Below are 18,643 nucleotides of genomic sequence, written 5' to 3'. Positions count from 1 at the left end.
GGACCAGTAGGATTTCGACCATGGCGGCCACTGGATCAGAGAAGCAGGGGGCGAAGGCGTACTACGTCTCGACCCCCATCTACTACGTCAACGACGCTCCTCACCTGGGCCACGCCTATACGACCGTCGCAGGCGACGTGCTCACCCGCTGGCACCGCCAGCGTGGCGAGAAGGTGTGGTACCTCACCGGCACGGACGAGCACGGTCAGAAGATCATGCGTACGGCCGAGGCGAACGGGGTCACCCCGCAGGCCTGGGCCGACAAGCTCGTCACCGAGGCCTGGAAGCCCCTGTGGGAGCACCTCGACATCGCGAACGACGACTTCATCCGCACCACGCAGAAGCGGCACACCGACCGCGTCCAGGAGTTCGTGCAGGACCTGTACGACAAGGGCGAGATCTACAAGGGCGGCTACGAGGGCCCGTACTGCGTGGGCTGCGAGGAGTACAAGCTCCCCGGTGAGCTGCTCGACGGCGAGGGCGACTACGCGGGCCAGAAGCTGTGCCCGATCCACAAGAAGCCGGTGGAGATCCTCAGCGAGGAGAACTACTTCTTCAAGCTCAGCGAGTACAGCGAGAAGCTGCTCGCGCACTACGAGGCCAACCCGGGCTTCATCCAGCCCGAGTCCGCGCGCAACGAGGTCGTGAACTTCGTCCGCCAGGGCCTGCAGGACCTCTCCATCTCCCGCTCGACGTTCGACTGGGGCGTCAAGGTCCCGTGGGACGACAAGCACGTCATCTACGTGTGGGTCGACGCGCTGCTGAACTACGCGACGGCGGTCGGCTACAACGAGAACCCGGAGAAGTTCGAGTCGACGTTCCCCGCCGACGTGCACCTGGTCGGCAAGGACATCCTCCGCTTCCACGCGATCATCTGGCCGGCCATGCTGATGGCGCAGGGCCTCCCCCTCCCCGGGAAGATCGCCGCGAACGGCTGGCTGATGGTCGGCGGCGAGAAGATGAGCAAGTCCAACCTGACGGGCATCAAGCCGCAGGACCTGACCTCGCACTTCGGCGTGGACGCGTACCGCTGGTACTTCCTGCGGGCGATCGCCTTCGGCCAGGACGGCAGCTTCTCCTGGGAGGACTTCTCCGCCCGCTACACCAGCGAGCTGGCGAACGACTACGGCAACCTCGCCTCCCGCGTGGCGGCGATGGTCGGCAAGTACTTCGGCGGTGAGCTGCCGGCCGCGACGGCCGACGGCGACGCGGAGAAGGCGATCCACGGCGGCCTGGCGAAGGCGGTCACGGAGGCGGACCGGAAGATCGACGAGGAGCTGGACTTCCAGGGCGGCATCCTGGCGGTCTTCGACTTCGTGAAGCAGGTCAACGGCTACATCACCGAGCAGGAGCCCTGGAAGGTCGCGAAGGACGACTCGCCGGAGGGCAAGGCCCGCCTGGCGACGATCCTCTACACGGCCGCGGAGTCCCTGCGCGCGGTGGCCGTCCTGCTCAACCCGGTCATGCCGGAGACCTCCCAGAAGCTCTGGGAGTCCCTCGGCGCGGAAGCCGGTCTCGGCGCCCTCGCAGACCAGAAAATCCAGGAGTCCGGCACCTGGGGCCTGCTCCCGTCCGGCTCCACTGTCACCAAGGGCGCGGTCCTCTTCCCCCGCCTGGAGGAAAAGCCCACCGCGTAACACGCTCGCTACAGCAGGGCCCCGGAAGAGAACGACCCTTCTCCCGGGGCCCTCCGCTTTGCGAAGATCACGCCAGGGCGGCCGGACACCCGACCGCCGTCACGACACGTGGGGGGATCTCATCCATGGCACTCTTCGGCAACGCGCACACCGTCGACCCGGCCAAGGCCCAGCAGGACTACGCCCGGCTCCTGGGCCACGGCGAGCAGGTGCACGCGGCGTTCCTGCTGATACGCGACACGATCCTGTTCACCGACCGCCGGCTGATCCTGGTCGACAAGCAGGGCATCACCGGCAAGAAGACCGAGTACCACTCGATCCCGTACCGCAGCATCTCCCACTTCGCGGTGGAGACCGCCGGCCACTTCGACCTCGACGCCGAACTGAAAATCTGGATCTCCAGCTCTCCGACCCCGATCCAGAAGACCTTCACCAAGGGCGTCGACATCTACGAGGTCCAGGCCATCCTCACCCAGTTCGTAGCCCGCTGACCGGATCGGGTGATTCACGGCCACGAGCGCCACACGAAGGCTGTACGCACGCCAGGCTCGCCCTCATGGTTACCGCAACTGACAAGCAGGTCGTCCGAGAGCCTGGTACCTCGGCCGGTGTCGTCGGTACCTCATGAAGAGGTACGCCGTGGAACTGGCGCCCGAGTTCAAGGCGGAGCTGTGGGAACTGTGCACCAGCCTGATCAGGCTGGTGGTGATCGCGGGAATCCCCGCGGACACCGCAAAGTCGGTGTTCCGGGAGAGCTTCTCGGACATCGGTGCCCGCGCGGGTCTGTCGGACGCCGAAGCCGACCTCGTGTGCTACGGCTTCAGGTGCTGGTTGCTGACGCACATGGACGCCTGCGCCAGGGAGTGGGCCGATGAAGAGCACCGACGGCATGTCCGGCCATGAGCGGCATCGGGAAGGGCCCGGAACCGACACGGTTCCGGGCCCTTCCCCTGCGCCACGGACTACTTCGGCTGGGGCTTCCGCACCGACAGGTGCAGCTCCTTCAGCCGGATCTCCTCCAGCTCCGTCGGCGCGCCCATCATCAGGTCCTGGGCGTTGCCGTTGAGCGGGAAGGCGATCGTCTCGCGGATGTTCGGCTCGTCGGCGAGGAGCATGACGATGCGGTCCACGCCGGGGGCGATGCCGCCGTGCGGCGGGGCGCCGAAGCGGAACGCGCGCAGCATGCCGGCGAACTTGTCCTCGACCGTCTCGCGGTCGTAGCCCGCGATCTCGAACGCCTTGAGCATGATCTCCGGCTCGTGGTTCCGGATCGCGCCCGAGGACAGTTCGACACCGTTGCAGACGATGTCGTACTGCCAGCCCAGGATGTCCAGCGGGTCCTGGGTCTCCAGAGCCTCCAGGCCGCCCTGCGGCATCGAGAAGGGGTTGTGCGAGAAGTCGATCGCGCCGGTCTCCTCGTCCTTCTCGTACATCGGGAAGTCGACGATCCAGCAGAAGCGGAAGACGTTCTCCTCGAACTGGCCGGCGCGCTTGGCGGCCTCGACCCGCACCGCGCCCATGATCTTGGAGACCTCGTCGAACTCGCCCGCGCCGAAGAACACCGCGTGGCCGGGGGCCAGGGCGAGGCGCTTGGTCAGCTCGGCGACGTTCGCCTCGGTGAGGAACTTGGCGATCGGGCCGGTCAGCGAGCCGTCCTCGCCGACGCGCACCCACGCCAGGCCCTTCGCGCCCTGGGAGACCGCGTAGTCACCCAACTGGTCGAAGAACTTCCGCGGCTGGCCGGAGACGTCCGGCACCGGCAGCGCGCGTACGTGCTTGCCGGCGAACGCCTTGAACTCCGAGCCCTCGAAGATGTCGGTGATGTCGACGAGCTCCAGCTGGGCCCGCAGGTCCGGCTTGTCGGAGCCGTACTTCAGCATCGCCTCGCGGAACGGGATGCGCGGGAACGGCGACGTCACATGACGGCCGTTGCCGAACTCCTCGAACAGCTCGGTCATCAGCTTCTCGATCGGCTGGAAGACGTCCTCCTGCTCGACGAAGCTCATCTCGACGTCGAGCTGGTAGAACTCGCCCGGCGAGCGGTCGGCGCGGGCGTCCTCGTCGCGGAAGCAGGGCGCGATCTGGAAGTAGCGGTCGAAGCCCGAGATCATCAGCAGCTGCTTGAACTGCTGCGGGGCCTGCGGCAGCGCGTAGAACTTGCCGGGGTTGAGACGCGAGGGGACCACGAAGTCGCGCGCGCCCTCGGGAGAGGTCGCGGACAGGATCGGCGTGGTCATCTCGTTGAAGCCCAGCGTGGTCATCTTCTGGCGGATCGCCGAGATGACCTGCGTGCGCAGCATGATGTTGCGGTGCATGCGCTCGCGGCGCAGGTCGAGGAAGCGGTACTCCAGGCGCCGCTCCTCGTTGACGCCGTCCTCGGCGTTGATGGTGAAGGGCAGCGGGGCCGCGGTGCCCAGCACCTCGACGGCGCCCACCTCGACCTCGACCTCACCGGTCGGCAGGTCGGAGTTCACGTTCTCCGTGCCGCGCGAGACGACCTGGCCGTCGACGCGGACCACGGTCTCCTTGGACAGCTTGTCGAGCGCCTCGTAGGCCTCGGTGCCCGGACGGGCCACCAACTGCGTGATCCCGTAGTGATCGCGCAGATCGATGAAGAGGATGCCGCCCAGGTCGCGCCGATTGTGCAGCCAGCCACTCAGCCGGACGTCGGTGCCGACGTCAGAGGCGCGGAGCTCGCCGCAGGTGTGGGACCTGTACCGATGCATCGTCGTTCATCCAGCCTTCGCGGATCGGGGTCGTTGTTTCACGTGAAACTGCCCCAAGCCTACCGGCCGGGCCAAGATCGCTGCTCCGCCATTCCTCGTGGTGCGGGCAAACGACATCGGTGGAAGTTTTCGGAACCATCTTCATAAAGTGGAGCAATGCGCACTGGTGAGCCCCTGCCCGCCCTGGGGGACGTCCTCGCCGCCCTCGGAACCGGCGTGTGGCACTGGGACACCGCTTCCGGGCTGGTCACGGTCGATGCCGTGGCGGCCCGGCTGCTCGGACTGCCCTCCGAGGAGGCCGCCCTCACGGAGGCGCAGGTCCGGGCCCGCTTCCACCCCGTCGACTGGAACGAGATCACCGGGATCATCCAGCTGGCCGTCGCCGAGGGCACCCTCGCCGAGGTGCGCATCCGGATCATGGACGACCAGAACCAGGTCGTGCGGGTGGTGCGCAGCCGCTCCAAGCCCTCCTACGACACCGAGCGCAAGTCCTACGTCCTGACCGGCACCCTCCAGGAGGTGACCGAGCCGGCCCCGGGCACACCCGCCGCGCGCAGCGCGGTGACCGGTGACTGGCGGCGCTCCCGTGAGGCGTTCCTGCTGGACGCCGGCCGCGCCCTGGCGGAGGCCCGCTCCACCGAGGAGGTGCTGCGGGTCGCGGCCAACCTGTCGATGCCGGGGTTCTCCCCGGACGGCCTCGCCGTGTTCGGCGTGGAGGGCGACCGGCTCACGATCATCGGCCACCACGGGCACGAGCCCGGCGCCGACAGCCCCTTCTACATGCCGCTGGACACGGACTACCCGGCCACGGAGGTGGTCCGCACGGGCCGCGCGGTCTACCTCTCCTCCCCGGAGCAGTACAGCTCCCGCTATCCGCTCACCTGGCCGCTCGCCCAGCGCTTCGGCCGCCAGTCCTGGGCGTTCCTACCGCTGACCGTCTCCGGTCGCACGATGGGCGCCTGGCTGGCCGCCTTCACCTACCCGGTCGCGTTCACCCCCGACGAGCGTTCCGTGCTGACCACGGTCGCCCGGATGCTGGCGCAGGCGCTGTCCCGCGCGGGCACCGCCGAGAGCGAGAAGGCGCTGACCGAGGGCCTGCAGCGCTCGATGATGCCGAAGCTCGGCCCGGGCATCCCCGGCATGGACGTCACCGCCCGCTACGTCCCGACCGGCGGCGGGCTCCAGGTCGGCGGCGACTGGTACGACGTGATTCCCCTGCCCGGCGGCGCCTCCCGGACGGCGGCCGGGGGAGGGCGGTTCGCGCTGGTCATCGGCGACGTACAGGGCCACGACGTACGGGCCGCGGGGCTGATGGGCCAGCTGCGGATAGCGCTGCGGGCGTACGCCTCGGAGGGCCACCGCCCGGACGCCGTGCTCGCGCGCGCCTCCCGGTTCCTGCACGGCATCGGCGAGGACCCGACCGAGATGCGCTTCGCGACCTGCCTGTACGCCGAGGTCGACCCGGGGACCGGCGTCCTGGAGGTCGCCCGCGCCGGGCATCCCGATCCGGTCATCCGGATGGCCGACGCGACGGTGCTGGCCCGGCCGACGGCCGGCGGACTGCCGCTGGGCATCGACCCGGACGCCGACTATCCGACCACCCGGCTGATCCTGGAGCCCGGCGAGACCCTGCTGATCTGCACGGACGGGCTGATCGAGACCGGCGGCCACGACCTTGACACCGGCTGGCAGCGGCTGCGGGAGATCCTGGAACAGCACCGGGGCACCCAGGAGGAGCTGGCCGACGCCCTGGTCCAGGCGGTGCACGGCCCCTCCTCGCACCACACGACCGGCCCGCTGGCCGACCGCCGTGAGGACGACATCGCGCTGCTCCTGCTGACCCGGCAGGGCGACGCCTGCGGCTGCGGCGCGGACGAGACGGTGCCGCCTCCGGTGCGCCGCACGGTGCTGACGGTGGCGCAGGCCGAGCCGGAACGCGTGGGCATCGCCCGCCAGCAGCTGCGTGAGCTGCTGCACGACTGGCCTTCGGACGACCAGGTGGACTCGGCGGTGCTGCTGCTGTCGGAGATGCTGACCAACGTCCTCGTGCACACCGACGCCGACGCCCTGCTGCTTGCGGAGATCACGGACGGCGGCGACGGCCGCCGCATCCGGGTCGAGGTCACCGACACCGCCGACGACCTGCCGCATCCGCGCAGGCCGGGGGAGCTGGCGTCCTCGGGCCGGGGCCTGCTCCTCATCGACCTCCTGGCCCACAGCTGGGGAGTCGCCCCCCGTGGCCGCGGCAAGAGCATCTGGTTCGAGCTCTACGAACGCGAGGACGCCGACGGATCCGGCTGAGCGGGATCGGCGTCGGGAACGCCGACGGCCCCGCCCTCAACCGGACGGGGCCTCACGGCGCGTAGGGGTTCAGGCCTCCTGCGGACCCTTCTCCGTCATGCCGTGCACGGCCGGGACCGTGCCGAGGCGGCCCTTCTGGAAGTCCTCGAACGCCTGCATCAGCTCGTCCTTGGTGTTCATCACGAACGGCCCGTAGTGCGCCATGGGCTCACGGATGGGCCGGCCGCCCAGCAGGACGACCTCCAGGTCCGGCGTGCGCGAGTCCTGCTTCTCGTCCGCGCGGACGGTCAGCGAGCCGCCGGTGCCGAACACCGCGGTCTGCCCGAGGCGGATCGGACGCCGCTCGGCGCCCACCGCACCGCGCCCGGCCATCACGTACGCCAGGCCGTTGAAGTCCTCCCGCCAGGGCAGGGTGACCTCCGCGCCCGGCGCGAGCGTGGCGTGGATCATCGTGATCGGCGTGTGCGTGATGCCCGGACCCTCGTGGCCGTCCAGCTCGCCGGCGATGACGCGGAGCAGCGCGCCGCCGTCCGGGGACGTGAGCAGCTGGACGCTGCCGCTGCGGATGTCTTGGTAGCGGGGCGCCATCATCTTGTCCTTGGCGGGGAGGTTCACCCACAGCTGGAGGCCGTGGAAGAGTCCGCCGGACATCACCAGGTGCTCCGGCGGCGCCTCGATGTGCAGCAGGCCGGAGCCCGCCGTCATCCACTGGGTGTCGCCGTTGGTGATGGTGCCGCCACCGCCGTTGGAGTCCTGGTGGTCGAAGATCCCGTCGACGATGTAGGTGACGGTCTCGAAGCCGCGGTGGGGGTGCCACGGGGTGCCCTTGGGCTCGCCGGGCGCGTACTCCACCTCACCCATCTGGTCCATCATGATGAACGGGTCGAGATGGCGGTAGTTGATCCCCGCGAACGCCCGGCGCACCGGGAAGCCCTCGCCCTCAAAACCGCTCGGCGCGGTCGTGACGGCGAGCACGGGGCGTGCCACGGCGTCGGCGGGAGCGGTCACACGGGGCAGCGTCAGCGGGTTCTCGACGGTCACTGCAGGCATGGGTACCTCCTCGGGTACGCCCACTTTAGTTGAGCGTTGAACTTCTTGCCACCTCGAACGGAGAAAGCCCGGAGGGAATTCCCTCCGGGCTCCGTACGGGGGCGACGGCACCGGCCGGCCGCGACGACGGCCTTCGCCGCGCACGCGGGGACGGCTCTAGCCATACATGCGGCGCATGGCGAACTCGACCATCTGCTCCACGGCCTTGGCGTCGAACACCATCCGGTGCTCGCCCTCCATGTCCAGCACGAAGCCGTAGCCCGTGGGCAGCAGGTCGATCACCTCGGCGCCGGTGATCACGAAGTACTTGGACTCCTTGCCCGCGTACCGCCGCAGCTCCTTGAGCGAGGTGAACATCGGGATCACCGGCTGCTGGGTGTTGTGCAGGGCGAGGAAGCCGGGGTTGTCACCGCGCGGGCAGTAGACCTTGGAGGTGGCGAAGATCTGCTGGAAGTCCTCCGCCGCCATCTGGCCCGTGGTGAACGCGCGCACGGCGTCGGCGAGCGAAGGTGCGGACGGTTCGGGATACGCAGGCGCCTGCTGCCCGTACCCGCCCGGCATCTGCTGCTGCGGCGGCACGTAACCCTGCTGTGTCCCCGCGCTCTGGTCGTAGCCGTACATGCCGCACAGACTACTGATCCCGCGCGAGGGCTGGGTCACAGATGTCCGGATCGGGGTTGCTTCTTATTACCGACGGGTAGCATCATCGTAGCTACTTGTCGGTACGTGAATCAGTTGCGAGGAATCAGTCCCTCGCCGATCCCTCTCAAACGGAGCCGTCGCCATGGGGCACTACAAGTCGAATCTCCGCGACATCGAGTTCAACCTCTTCGAGGTACTCGGGCGCGACAAGCTGTACGGCACGGGCCCGTTCGAGGAGATGGACGTCGAGACCGCGAAGAGCATCCTGGAGGAGCTGACCCGCCTCTCCGAGAACGAGCTCGCGGAGTCCTTCACGGACGCCGACCGCAACCCGCCGGTCTTCGACCCGGAGACCAACACCGCGCCCGTCCCCGAGTCCTTCAAGAAGAGCTACAAGGCCTTCATGGACTCCGAGTACTGGCGCCTCGGCCTGCCCGAGGAGATCGGCGGCACCACCGCGCCCCGCTCCCTCATCTGGGCCTACGCCGAGCTGATCCTGGGCGCCAACCCGGCCGTGTGGATGTACTCCTCGGGCCCCGCCTTCGCGGGCATCCTCTTCGAGGAGGGCAACGAGGTCCAGAAGCACATCGCGAAGATCGCCACCGAGAAGCAGTGGGGCTCCACGATGGTGCTCACCGAGCCGGACGCCGGCTCGGACGTGGGCGCGGGCCGCACCAAGGCCGTGCAGCAGGAGGACGGCTCCTGGCACATCGAGGGCGTGAAGCGCTTCATCACCTCGGGTGAGCACGACATGTCGGAGAACATCCTCCACTACGTGCTCGCGCGTCCCGAGGGTGCGGGACCCGGCACCAAGGGCCTGTCCCTCTTCCTCGTCCCGAAGTACGAGTTCGACTTCGAGACCGGCGAGCTGGGCGAGCGCAACGGCGTCTACGCCACGAACGTCGAGCACAAGATGGGCCTGAAGGCCTCCAACACCTGCGAGATGACGTTCGGCGACAAGCACCCCGCCAAGGGCTGGCTGATCGGCGACAAGCACGACGGCATCCGCCAGATGTTCCGCATCATCGAGTTCGCCCGCATGATGGTCGGCACGAAGGCGATCTCCACGCTGTCCACGGGCTACCTGAACGCGCTGGAGTACGCCAAGGAGCGCGTCCAGGGTCCCGACCTGGCGAACTTCATGGACAAGACCGCGCCCAAGGTCACCATCACCCACCACCCCGACGTGCGCCGCTCGCTCATGACGCAGAAGGCGTACGCGGAGGGCATGCGCGCCCTGGTGATGCACACCGCCTCGATCCAGGACGCCATCCAGGTCAAGGAGGCGAACGGCGAGGACGCCTCCACCGAGCACGCGATGAACGACCTGCTCCTGCCGATCGTCAAGGGCTACGGCTCCGAGAAGGCCTACGAGCAGCTCGCCCAGTCGCTGCAGACCTTCGGCGGCTCCGGCTTCCTGCAGGAGTACCCGATCGAGCAGTACATCCGGGACTCCAAGATCGACACCCTGTACGAGGGCACCACCGCCATCCAGGGCCAGGACTTCTTCTTCCGGAAGATCGTCCGCAACCAGGGCGCCGCCCTGAACTCCCTCGCCGAGGACATCAAGAAGTTCCTCGCGGTCGGCGAGGGCGGCGAGGAGCTGGCGGGCGCCCGCGAGCACCTGGCCAAGGCCGCCGTCGAGCTGGAGGCCATCGTCGGCCTCATGCTCACCGACCTCGCGGCCACCGAGCAGGACGTCAAGAACATCTACAAGGTGGGCCTGAACACCACCCGCCTGCTGCTGGCCTCCGGTGACGTCGTCGTCGGCTACCTGCTGCTCAAGGGTGCCGCGATCGCCGCCGAGAAGCTCCCGACGGCCTCCGCCAAGGACAAGTCCTTCTACACCGGCAAGATCGCCGCGGCGAAGTTCTTCGCGGCCAACGTCCTGCCGGGCGTCACCCTGGCCCGCAAGGTCTCCGAGGGTGTCGAGCTGGACCTGATGGAACTGGACGAGGCGGCGTTCTAGCCCCTTCCGGGCCCTTACGGGATCTCCCCGTACAAGACCGCACGCAACCAGGCCGGACCCCCGCGAGGGCCCGCTCCCCGCACCGGGAAGCGGGCCCTCGCGCTCGTTAAGGTGAACCCATGAGCGAACCCCCCCGCTTCGACCGCGGCCACACCGACGACCTGATGTCCTTCCTCGCGGCGAGCCCCACGCCGTACCACGCCGTGGCGAACGCCGCCGAGCGGCTGGAGAAGGCGGGCTTCCGGCAGGTCGCGGAGACGGACGCCTGGGACGGCACGTCAGGCGGCAAGTACGTGCTGCGCGGCGGCGCGATCATCGCCTGGTACGTCCCCGAGGGGGCGGACCCGCACACGCCCTTCCGGATCGTCGGCGCGCACACCGACTCCCCCAACCTGCGGGTCAAGCCGCGGCCCGACAGCGGGGCGCACGGCTGGCGCCAGGTGGCCGTGGAGATCTACGGCGGTCCGCTGCTGAACTCCTGGCTCGACCGCGACCTGGGCCTGGCCGGGCGGCTGTCCCTGCGGGACGGCACGACCCGCCTGGTCGACGTGGACCGTCCGCTGCTGCGGGTCCCCCAGCTCGCCATCCACCTGGACCGCGCCGTCAACTCCGACGGCCTCAAGCTCGACAAGCAGCGGCACATGCAGCCGGTGTGGGGCATGGGCGACGACGTCCGCGACGGCGACCTCATCGCCTTCCTGGAGGAGACCGCGGGGGTGCCGGCCGGCGAGGTCACCGGCTGGGACCTGATGGCGCACCCGGTCGAGCCGCCCGCGTACCTGGGCCGCGACCGCGAGCTGGTGGCGGGCCCGCGCATGGACAACCTGCTGTCCGTACACGCCGGCACGGCCGCGCTCGCCGCCGCTGCCGCACGGGGCTCGCGACTGTCGTACATCCCGGTGCTCGCCGCCTTCGACCACGAGGAGAACGGCTCCCAGTCGGACACCGGCGCGGACGGCCCGCTGCTCGGCAGCGTCCTGGAGCGCTCGGTGCTCGCCCGCGGCGGGTCGTTCGAGGACCGGGCCCGCGCCTTCGCCGCCACCGTCTGCCTGTCCTCCGACACCGGACACGCCGTCCACCCCAACTACGCGGAGCGGCACGACCCGACGCACCACCCGCGCGTCGACGGCGGCCCCATCCTCAAGGTCAACGTCAACAACCGGTACGCCACCGACGGTTCGGGACGCGCGGTGTTCGCCGCGGCGTGCGAGAAGGCCGGTGTGCCCTTCCAGTCGTTCGTCTCCAACAACGCGATGCCGTGCGGCACCACGATCGGCCCGATCACCGCGGCCCGGCACGGCATCCGGACGGTCGACATCGGCGTGGCCATCCTGTCGATGCACAGCGTCCGCGAACTGTGCGGCGCCAAGGACCCGTTCCTGCTGGCCAACGCGCTGGTCGCCTTCCTGGAGGGCTAGTTCGGGCGACGCGTCCCTAGCAGGGTCCTGAGGAGCGGTCAACTCCCGTGCGTGTCACGGCGCATGGGAGCCGCCCGTCCGGGTACCCGGGTCGCACCGGAAACACCGGACAGGGAGGCGACACCTATGGGCCTCGGCGGATGCATCATCCTCATCGCCGTGGGAGCAATCCTCACGTTCGCGACCGACTGGGACATGCAGGGTGTCAACCTTGACCTGGTCGGCGTCATCTTCATGATCGTCGGACTGATCGGCGTCGCGACCTTCAGCAGCATCGCCCGGCGTCGCCGGGTCGTGGTCCCCCCGGCCACCCCGGTGGTCGACGACCCGGCACGTCCGCACCACCACACCCGCGACGGCTACAGCGACGGGTACGGCGTCTGACCGGACGCCCGGCCGGCGCCGTCCGCACCGGACAGCTCCACGGCCAGCCGGTCCGTGCCCCCCGCGACGGGGCGCACGGGCAGCCGCCACTCACGGCGGTGCACATGGCAGGCCGGATGGAGGACGTCCGGGCCGGCGTCGCACGAAGCCGCCGTCGCCACGACGTGCAGCACCCCCTGCCCCACGGCGGGGTCGGTCTCGAGGGCGCGGGAGAGGTCACTCCCCGCGCCCTCTCCACTGCGCAGCAGCGTGGGCGGTGAGGCGGACACCAGCAGGCGCGTCGCGGGCCCGTCCCGCGTGTCGAGCTTCTGGCCCGGCGGCGGCTCGAACAACACCTCCAGGCGTACCCGGCCGACGGCGATCTCCGTGACGGGCTGGTCCCTTCCGGGCGGGCTCAGAACCTCGGCGGGCAGCCGCAGCCGGGTCAGCCGGTGGCGGGCCGACTCCACCACCACGACGTCCTCGCCGTCGAGCACGGCACCGCTCGGCTCGCGCAGGTCCGTGGCCAGGGTGGACACCTCGCCGGTGACCGGGTCGTAGTGGCGCAGGGCGTGGTTGTAGGTGTCGCTGACGGCGAGGGACCCGTCGGGCAGCGCGGTCACCCCCAGCGGGTGCTGGAGCAGCGCCTCGTCCGCGGGGCCGTCGCGGTGCCCGAAGGCGAACAGTCCCGCGCCGACGGCCGTGCGCACCTGCCCGTCCCGGCCCAGCAGGCGCAGCGCGGAGCTCTCGGAGTCGGCCACCCACAGGCCCCGCCGCGTGACCGCGAGCCCCGAGGGCTGCGCGAACAGGGCCTGCCCGGCCGGCCCGTCGACGAGGCCCTCCTCGCCGGTCCCGGCCGCGCGGGCGACGGTGCCGTCGGCGGGGTCGTACGTCCACAGCTGGTGGATGCCGGCCATGGCGATCCACAGCCGGTCCCGCCACCAGGTGACGTCCCACGGGGAGGAGAGGTTCACCTCGTGGGCCGCTCCCGAGACGGCGTCGCCGCGGCGCCAGGGGGAGCCGGTGCCGGCGAGGGTGGTGACCTCCCCCGAGGCGAGGTCGACCCGCCTGAGGGCGTGGCTGACCGTGTCGGCGACGGCCACGGCACCGTCCGGCAGCAGTGCCAGTCCCTGCGGCTCCTGGAAGCGGGCCGTGTCCGCGGGCCCGTCCGTCAGGCCGCGCTCCCCCTGGCCGATCCGCCTGAGGACCGTCTCCCCGTCCTCCGCCAGCTCCACCAACTGGTGGCGGGTGGTGTCCGTGACCAGGAACGTCCCCTCCGGCAGCCGCAGCACCTTGCCGGGGAAGCGCAGCACGGTCGGCTCCGGCTCCGGGGGCGCGTAGGGGAGGTCGCCGCGCCTGAGGGTGCCCTTGGCCGCGTGCTCGGCCTCCAGCTCCGTCACCAGCCGCCCGATCTCGGACGCGTGCCCCTCGCCGGAGTACGTGGCCACGACGTACCCCTCGGGGTCGACGACCACCAGCGTGGGCCAGGCCCGCACCGCGTACTGCGTCCAGGTCGTCAGATCCGGGTCGTCCAGTACGGGGTGCCGGACGGCGTACCGCTCGACGGCGTCGGCCACCGCCGCGTGCTGCGTCTCGTGCGGGAACTTCGGCGAGTGCACGCCGATCACCACGAGTGTGTCCCGGTGGCGCTCCTCCAGCTCGCGCAGCTCGTCGACGACGTGCAGGCAGTTGACGCAGGCGAACGTCCAGAAGTCCAGCAGCACGACGCGTCCGCGCAGGCCGGCGAGGGTGTACCCGTCGCCGCCCGTGTTCAGCCAGCCACCCCTTCCCGCCGGCTCGGGCGCCCGCACACGCGCGGAGCGGCGGACCGGGGGAGCGGAAGCGGCGTCGTCCATACGTCCAGCGTGCCACCGGGGGACACCGGGCGGGGGTGGGGCGGGTTCCGCCCGTCGGCCTAGTGGCGGCGTCGGACGGGGCCGGGCGGGGAAGCCGTCGGGGCATGAGATTTCTTGTGCGCGACCGGATCCTCGGCATCGGGGACGACTACTGGATCGAGGACGACCGCGGGAACAAGGTCTACCTCGTCGACGGCAAGGCGATGCGGCTGCGGGACACCTTCGAGCTGAAGGACACCGAGGGGCGCGTGCTGATCGACATCCGCCAGAAGATGCTGGCCCTGCGGGACACCATGGTGATCGAACGGGAGGGCGAGCCGCTGGCCACCGTCCGGCGCAAGCGGCTGTCCCTGCTGCGCAACCACTACCGGGTGACCCTCGCGGACGGCAGCACCGAGCTCGACGTCAGCGGCCGGATCCTCGACCGCGAGTTCGCCGTCGAGTACGACGGCGAACTGCTCGCGGTGATCTCCCGCCGGCTGATGACCCTCCGGGAGACCTACGGCGTGGACGTGGTCCGGGACGACGCGGACCCGGCGCTGCTGATCGCCGTGGCGGTGTGTGTGATCCACCTGGCGGAGAAGGAGCGGGAGGACTAGCGGGCAGGGCGCGGCGCGCGGATGAGGCGCCCCGGCCCCGCGCCGGCGGATCGGGGCGGGTCGGTCAGCGGCGGGGGCGGTCCAGGCCCAGGACGCGGTCCTTCAGGGCCGGGAAACGGTCCCGGGTGCCCGCCACCGTCGCGGGGTCGAACTCCACCGTCAGGACCTCCTCGCCGGGTCCCGCCTCGGCCAGCACCTCGCCCCACGGGTCCACCACGATCGAGTGTCCCGCCTGGGGAACTCCCGCGTGCGTCCCGGCCGTTCCGCACGCGAGGACGAACGCCTGGTTCTCCACCGCCCGCGCCCGGGCCAGCAGCGTCCAGTGCGTCCGGCGCCGCTCGGGCCAGCCCGCCGGGACGACGAAGGTCTCGGCGCCGGCGTCGACCAGACCGCGGAAGAGCTCGGGGAAGCGGAGGTCGTAGCAGGTGGCGACGCCGACGACGGTGTCCGGCAGACGGACCGTCACCAGCTCCTCGCCCGCCCCCATCAGCACGGCCTCGCCCTTGTCGAAGCCGAAGCGGTGGATCTTCCGGTAGGCGGCGGCCAGTTCACCGGAGGGGGAGAAGACGAGCGAGGTGTTGTAGAGCGGTCCCTCGGGGTCCCGTTCCGGGACGGAGCCCGCGTGCAGCCACACGCCCGCCTCGCTCGCGGCCTTGGCCATCGCCTCGTAGGTCGGGCCCTCCAGGGGTTCCGCCTCGGTGCCGAACTCCTCGTAGGCGAAGGCGCCCGTGGTCCACAGCTCCGGGAGGACGACGAGGTCCGCACCGGCCTGATCGCGTACCAGCGCGGCCACCCGGCGCCGACGCGATTCGACCGATTCGTCCTCGTTCACGGCGACTTGCAGCAAGGAAGCGCGCACACTACCACCGTCCTGGCATTCGACCCGCGTCCACGGGCCTACGATCGTCACACGAAAGCACTGCCGGGGTGCCTGTCAGCAGCGTAACTTGGGGGTCCCGCCGGTTCGAGCGAAGCCGAGAACCGGGGGAGACCCGAGACACCCGCGCAGTGCAGCCATCGCCCACTGGCACCGCCGCCACAACCTGCCCGTGTACCGACCGCCGAGGGGTCCCGTTCCGTGAGTCTGCATCCCGCCCTCCAGCCCTACGCCGACGCCTGGTCCCACTCCATCGAGGCGATATCCGAGCTGGTGCAGCCGCTGCCGGAGGCCGACTGGAACCGGCGCACGCCCTGCCCGGGCTGGTCGGTCCGTGACGTGGTCTCGCACGTCATCGGCCTCGACTCCGAGATGTACGGCGACCCGCGGCCCATCCACACGCTGCCGCGCGACCTGTTCCACGTCACCAACGACCACCAGCGGTACACGGAGATGCAGGTCGACGTGCGCCGCCACCACACGGCGCCGGAGATGACCTCCGAGCTGGAGCTGATGATCATCCGGCGCAACCGCCAGCTGCGCAACGAATCCCGCGACCCCGGCACCAAGGTGCGCGGCCCGCTGGGCACGGAGCTGACGCTGGAGGAGTCGATGCGCCGCCACGCCTTCGACGTGTGGGCGCACGAGCAGGACCTGCGGACGGCGCTCGGCCGCCCCGGCAACCTGGACTCCCCCGGCGCCCTGGTCGCCCGTGACGTGCTGCTCGACGAGCTGCCCCGGGTGGTCGCCGAGCAGGCGCGGGCGCCGCGCAGCTCCGCGGTGGTCGTCGACGTGCACGGCCCGGTGGAGTTCCTGCGCACGGTGCGCGTCGACATCCAGGGCCGCGGGACCCTGGAGACGGCCCCGGCCCTGGGTCCGGCCGCCACCCTCACCCTCGACTGGGAGACGTACGTCCGCCTGGCCTGCGGCCGCGTGACGGCGGATGCGGTGGCGGACCGCGTGAAGACGGAGGGCGACCTGGACCTGGCCGCGGCCATCCTCCGCCACTTCGCGGTCACGCCGTAGGAAGCCTTCGCCGTGCGGGCGGGCGCCCGCTTGGCGCGCGCCCGCCCGCTTCCCGTGGCCGTCAGGCCGGGACGTGGACCGTGGAGACCCTGCTGGCGACCAGCCGTTCCCGTTCGCGGCGGGCCGCGCGCCTGCGCAGGCGCAGGATCTGGGTGACGCCCAGCGCCTGGAGGACGAAGACCGCCGAGAAGGCGACCGAGTAGTCGTCACCGGTCGCGTCCAGCAGCACGCCGATCGCGAAGAGCGTCGTCATCGAGGCGACGAACCCGCCCATGTTGGTGATGCCGGACGCCGTGCCCTGCCGCTCCGGCGGGTTGGCCGGGCGGGCGAAGTCGAAGCCGATCATCGACGCGGGCCCGCACGCCCCCAGCACCGCGCACAGCACGATCAGCAGCCACATCGGCGCCCTGTCCCCCGGCCAGGCCAGCGTCACGGCCCACAGCAGCGCCGTCGCGCCCACCGTGCCGAGCGCCAGCGGCAGCCGCGCCCCGTGGTGCCGGGCGACGACCTGGCCGTAGACGAGGCCGACGGCCATGTTGGCCAGCACCACCAGGGTGAGCAGCTCACCGGCCACGGCCCGGGACAGCCCCTGCGCCTCCACCAGGAACGGCATCCCCCACAGCAGCAGGAAGACCATCGCGGGGAACTGCGTGGTGAAGTGCACCCACAGCCCGAGCCTGGTCCCCGGTTCCCGCCAGGAGCTGGCGATCTGCCGGCGGACGTAGGCGGCGCCCTGGTGCGGGAGCGGCTGCGGCTCGTGGCCCTCCGGGTGGTCCTTGAGGAACAGCAGGACCAGCACCAGCACCACCACGCCCGCGAGCGAACTGCCCGCGAACGCCGCCGTCCAGCCGATGCCGTGCAGCAGCCGCGCCAGCACCAGCGTGGAGACGAGGTTGCCCGCCATGCCGATCAGTCCGGCCATCTGCCCGACCATCGGCCCGCGCCGGGCGGGGAACCACCGCGTGCCCAGCCGCAGCACGCTGATGAAGGTCATCGCGTCGCCGCAGCCCAGCAGCGCGCGCGAGGCGAGCGCCATGCCGTACGACGGGGAGAGCGCGAAGCCGAGCTGCCCGAGGGTGAACAGCACGGCGCCCAGACTCAGCACCTTCTTGGTGCCGAGCCGGTCCACCAGCAGGCCGACGGGTATCTGCATGCCCGCGTAGACCAGCAGCTGGAGGATGGAGAACGTGGACAGCGCGGAGGCGCCCACGTGGAAACGCTCGGCCGCGTCGAGGCCGGCCACGCCCAGGGACGTACGGAAGATGACGGCGACGAAGTAGACGGAGACGCCGACCCCCCACACGGCCAGGGCACGCCGGCCGCCGGGCGGGTCACCGGGCAGCGTGCCGGCACCGCGTGTACCGAGGCTCATCGCGCCTCTCCCCGCGCCAGGTGGGAGAACCAGCCGACGTGCCGGTGGACGATCTCCACGGCCGCCTCGGCGTCACCGGAGCGCAGCGCACCGAGGATCTCCTCGTGCTCGGCGAGCGTCTTCGCGATGCGGTCCGGGTGGGAGTGCATCACGGCCTGGCCCATCCGCAGCTGGCGGTCGCGCATCTGGTCGTAGAGGCGGGAGAGGATCTCGTTGCCGCCGCTGCGGACGATCTCGGCGTGGAAGCACCGGTCGGTGACGGAGGCGGCGGCGAAGTCACCGGCGGCCGCCTGCTCCTTCTGCCGGGCGAGCAGCTCCTCCAGGCGCTCGATCAGCGCGGGGGACGCGGGCACGGCCTTGCGCGCCGCGTGTTCCTCCACGAGCAGCCGCGTCTCCACGACGTCGGCGATCTCCTGGGCGGAGACCGGCAGCACGAGGGCACCCTTCTTCGGGTACAGCTTGATCAGGCCCTCGGCCTCCAGACGCAGCAGGGCCTCGCGCACGGGCGTGCGGGACACCCCCACGGCCTCGGCCAGCTCGCCCTCCGTGAGCAGCGTCCCGCCCTCGTACGTGCGCTCCAGCACGCCCTGTTTGACGTGGGCGTAGACGCGGTCGGCGGCAGGGGGACGTTTCTCGGGTGCGGACAAGCTCATGCCGAGAGCATAGATACAACACGTACACATGGAAGTATTCGTCCACGATGCGGACTATGCGTGCCGGAAAAGTCGCGGCATCTCCCGTACAACCATCCGTTCGGCGTACGCGTCAGATACGTGCGGCCCCTTCTGGGCGGCCGCTCCTCAACTT

General features: G+C 70.6%; 16 protein-coding genes. 9 read left to right on the top strand and 7 right to left on the bottom strand.

Going from position 1 to position 18,643, the window contains the following annotated elements:
* Positions 1-20 precede the first annotated feature (20 nt).
* The 3 genes from metG to B100_RS0120760 all read left to right on the top strand — a co-directional run bounded on the left by metG (position 21) and on the right by B100_RS0120760 (position 2,540).
* A complete protein-coding gene (gene metG, locus B100_RS0120770) occupies positions 21-1,637 on the top strand; it encodes a methionine--tRNA ligase (protein WP_024886344.1) in 1,617 nt (538 codons plus the stop codon).
* Positions 1,638-1,762: 125 nt separating this feature from the next.
* Positions 1,763-2,128 carry a PH domain-containing protein gene (locus B100_RS0120765; protein ID WP_019525900.1) on the top strand — a complete coding sequence of 122 codons (366 nt, stop codon included), beginning with the start codon at positions 1,763-1,765 and terminating at the stop codon, positions 2,126-2,128.
* 148 nt (positions 2,129-2,276) lie between these two features.
* Entirely contained in the window at positions 2,277-2,540 is a 264-nt protein-coding gene (locus B100_RS0120760; protein ID WP_158686732.1) for a hypothetical protein, read from the top strand.
* A gap of 59 nt (positions 2,541-2,599) precedes the next feature.
* On the opposite strand, the gene aspS is transcribed toward B100_RS0120760, so the two are convergent.
* Positions 2,600-4,363 carry an aspartate--tRNA ligase gene (gene aspS, locus B100_RS0120755; RefSeq protein WP_024886342.1) on the bottom strand — a complete coding sequence of 588 codons (1,764 nt, stop codon included), beginning with the start codon at positions 4,361-4,363 and terminating at the stop codon, positions 2,600-2,602.
* Between the two features lie 156 nt (positions 4,364-4,519).
* Here aspS and B100_RS0120750 point away from each other — a divergent pair, with 156 nt between their 5' ends.
* Positions 4,520-6,664: a SpoIIE family protein phosphatase gene (locus B100_RS0120750; protein ID WP_024886341.1), complete on the top strand. Its 2,145-nt coding sequence runs from the start codon at positions 4,520-4,522 to the stop codon at positions 6,662-6,664.
* A 69-nt stretch (positions 6,665-6,733) separates the two neighbouring features.
* Here B100_RS0120750 and B100_RS0120745 read toward each other — a convergent pair whose 3' ends face one another.
* Entirely contained in the window at positions 6,734-7,714 is a 981-nt protein-coding gene (locus B100_RS0120745; RefSeq protein WP_024886340.1) for a pirin family protein, read from the bottom strand.
* Positions 7,715-7,870: 156 nt separating this feature from the next.
* Positions 7,871-8,335, bottom strand: a complete 465-nt coding sequence (locus B100_RS0120740; RefSeq protein ID WP_019525905.1) for an SseB family protein — start codon at positions 8,333-8,335, stop codon at positions 7,871-7,873.
* A gap of 163 nt (positions 8,336-8,498) precedes the next feature.
* Between B100_RS0120740 and B100_RS0120735 the strand changes: the two genes are divergently transcribed.
* The 3 genes from B100_RS0120735 to B100_RS0120725 all read left to right on the top strand — a co-directional run bounded on the left by B100_RS0120735 (position 8,499) and on the right by B100_RS0120725 (position 12,127).
* Positions 8,499-10,325, top strand: coding sequence for an acyl-CoA dehydrogenase (locus tag B100_RS0120735; RefSeq protein WP_024886339.1), 1,827 nt, complete (start codon positions 8,499-8,501; stop codon positions 10,323-10,325).
* A 119-nt stretch (positions 10,326-10,444) separates the two neighbouring features.
* On the top strand, positions 10,445-11,743 hold the full coding sequence (locus B100_RS0120730; RefSeq protein ID WP_024886338.1) for a M18 family aminopeptidase: 1,299 nt from the start codon (positions 10,445-10,447) through the stop codon (positions 11,741-11,743).
* Between the two features lie 126 nt (positions 11,744-11,869).
* A complete protein-coding gene (locus B100_RS0120725; protein ID WP_024886337.1) occupies positions 11,870-12,127 on the top strand; it encodes a DUF6458 family protein in 258 nt (85 codons plus the stop codon).
* Here the strand turns inward: B100_RS0120725 and B100_RS0120720 are convergent.
* Complete coding sequence (locus B100_RS0120720) at positions 12,103-13,962, bottom strand: NHL domain-containing thioredoxin family protein (RefSeq protein ID WP_024886336.1); 1,860 nt, start codon at positions 13,960-13,962, stop codon at positions 12,103-12,105. The genes B100_RS0120725 and B100_RS0120720 overlap by 25 nt on opposite strands.
* A gap of 104 nt (positions 13,963-14,066) precedes the next feature.
* Here B100_RS0120720 and B100_RS0120715 point away from each other — a divergent pair, with 104 nt between their 5' ends.
* Positions 14,067-14,561 (top strand): LURP-one-related family protein, encoded by a 495-nt coding sequence (locus tag B100_RS0120715; protein WP_024886335.1) that lies wholly within the window; start codon positions 14,067-14,069, stop codon positions 14,559-14,561.
* Between the two features lie 64 nt (positions 14,562-14,625).
* On the opposite strand, the gene B100_RS0120710 is transcribed toward B100_RS0120715, so the two are convergent.
* Positions 14,626-15,420, bottom strand: coding sequence for a carbon-nitrogen family hydrolase (locus B100_RS0120710; protein ID WP_024886334.1), 795 nt, complete (start codon positions 15,418-15,420; stop codon positions 14,626-14,628).
* A 219-nt stretch (positions 15,421-15,639) separates the two neighbouring features.
* Between B100_RS0120710 and B100_RS0120705 the strand changes: the two genes are divergently transcribed.
* Positions 15,640-16,464, top strand: coding sequence for a maleylpyruvate isomerase family mycothiol-dependent enzyme (locus tag B100_RS0120705; RefSeq protein WP_024886333.1), 825 nt, complete (start codon positions 15,640-15,642; stop codon positions 16,462-16,464).
* A gap of 61 nt (positions 16,465-16,525) precedes the next feature.
* Here B100_RS0120705 and B100_RS0120700 read toward each other — a convergent pair whose 3' ends face one another.
* Together B100_RS0120700 and B100_RS0120695 are read right to left on the bottom strand one after the other, a co-directional pair.
* Positions 16,526-17,836 carry an MFS transporter gene (locus tag B100_RS0120700; protein WP_024886332.1) on the bottom strand — a complete coding sequence of 437 codons (1,311 nt, stop codon included), beginning with the start codon at positions 17,834-17,836 and terminating at the stop codon, positions 16,526-16,528.
* On the bottom strand, positions 17,833-18,489 hold the full coding sequence (locus tag B100_RS0120695) for a GntR family transcriptional regulator (protein WP_410100513.1): 657 nt from the start codon (positions 18,487-18,489) through the stop codon (positions 17,833-17,835). Before B100_RS0120695 ends, B100_RS0120700 begins: the two co-directional genes overlap by 4 nt.
* Positions 18,490-18,643 lie beyond the last annotated feature (154 nt).

Source organism: Streptomyces sp. CNH189, assembly GCF_000527195.1.
Note: the sequence above shows the minus strand (reverse complement) of the source record. Positions and strands in the feature narration are given on the sequence as shown.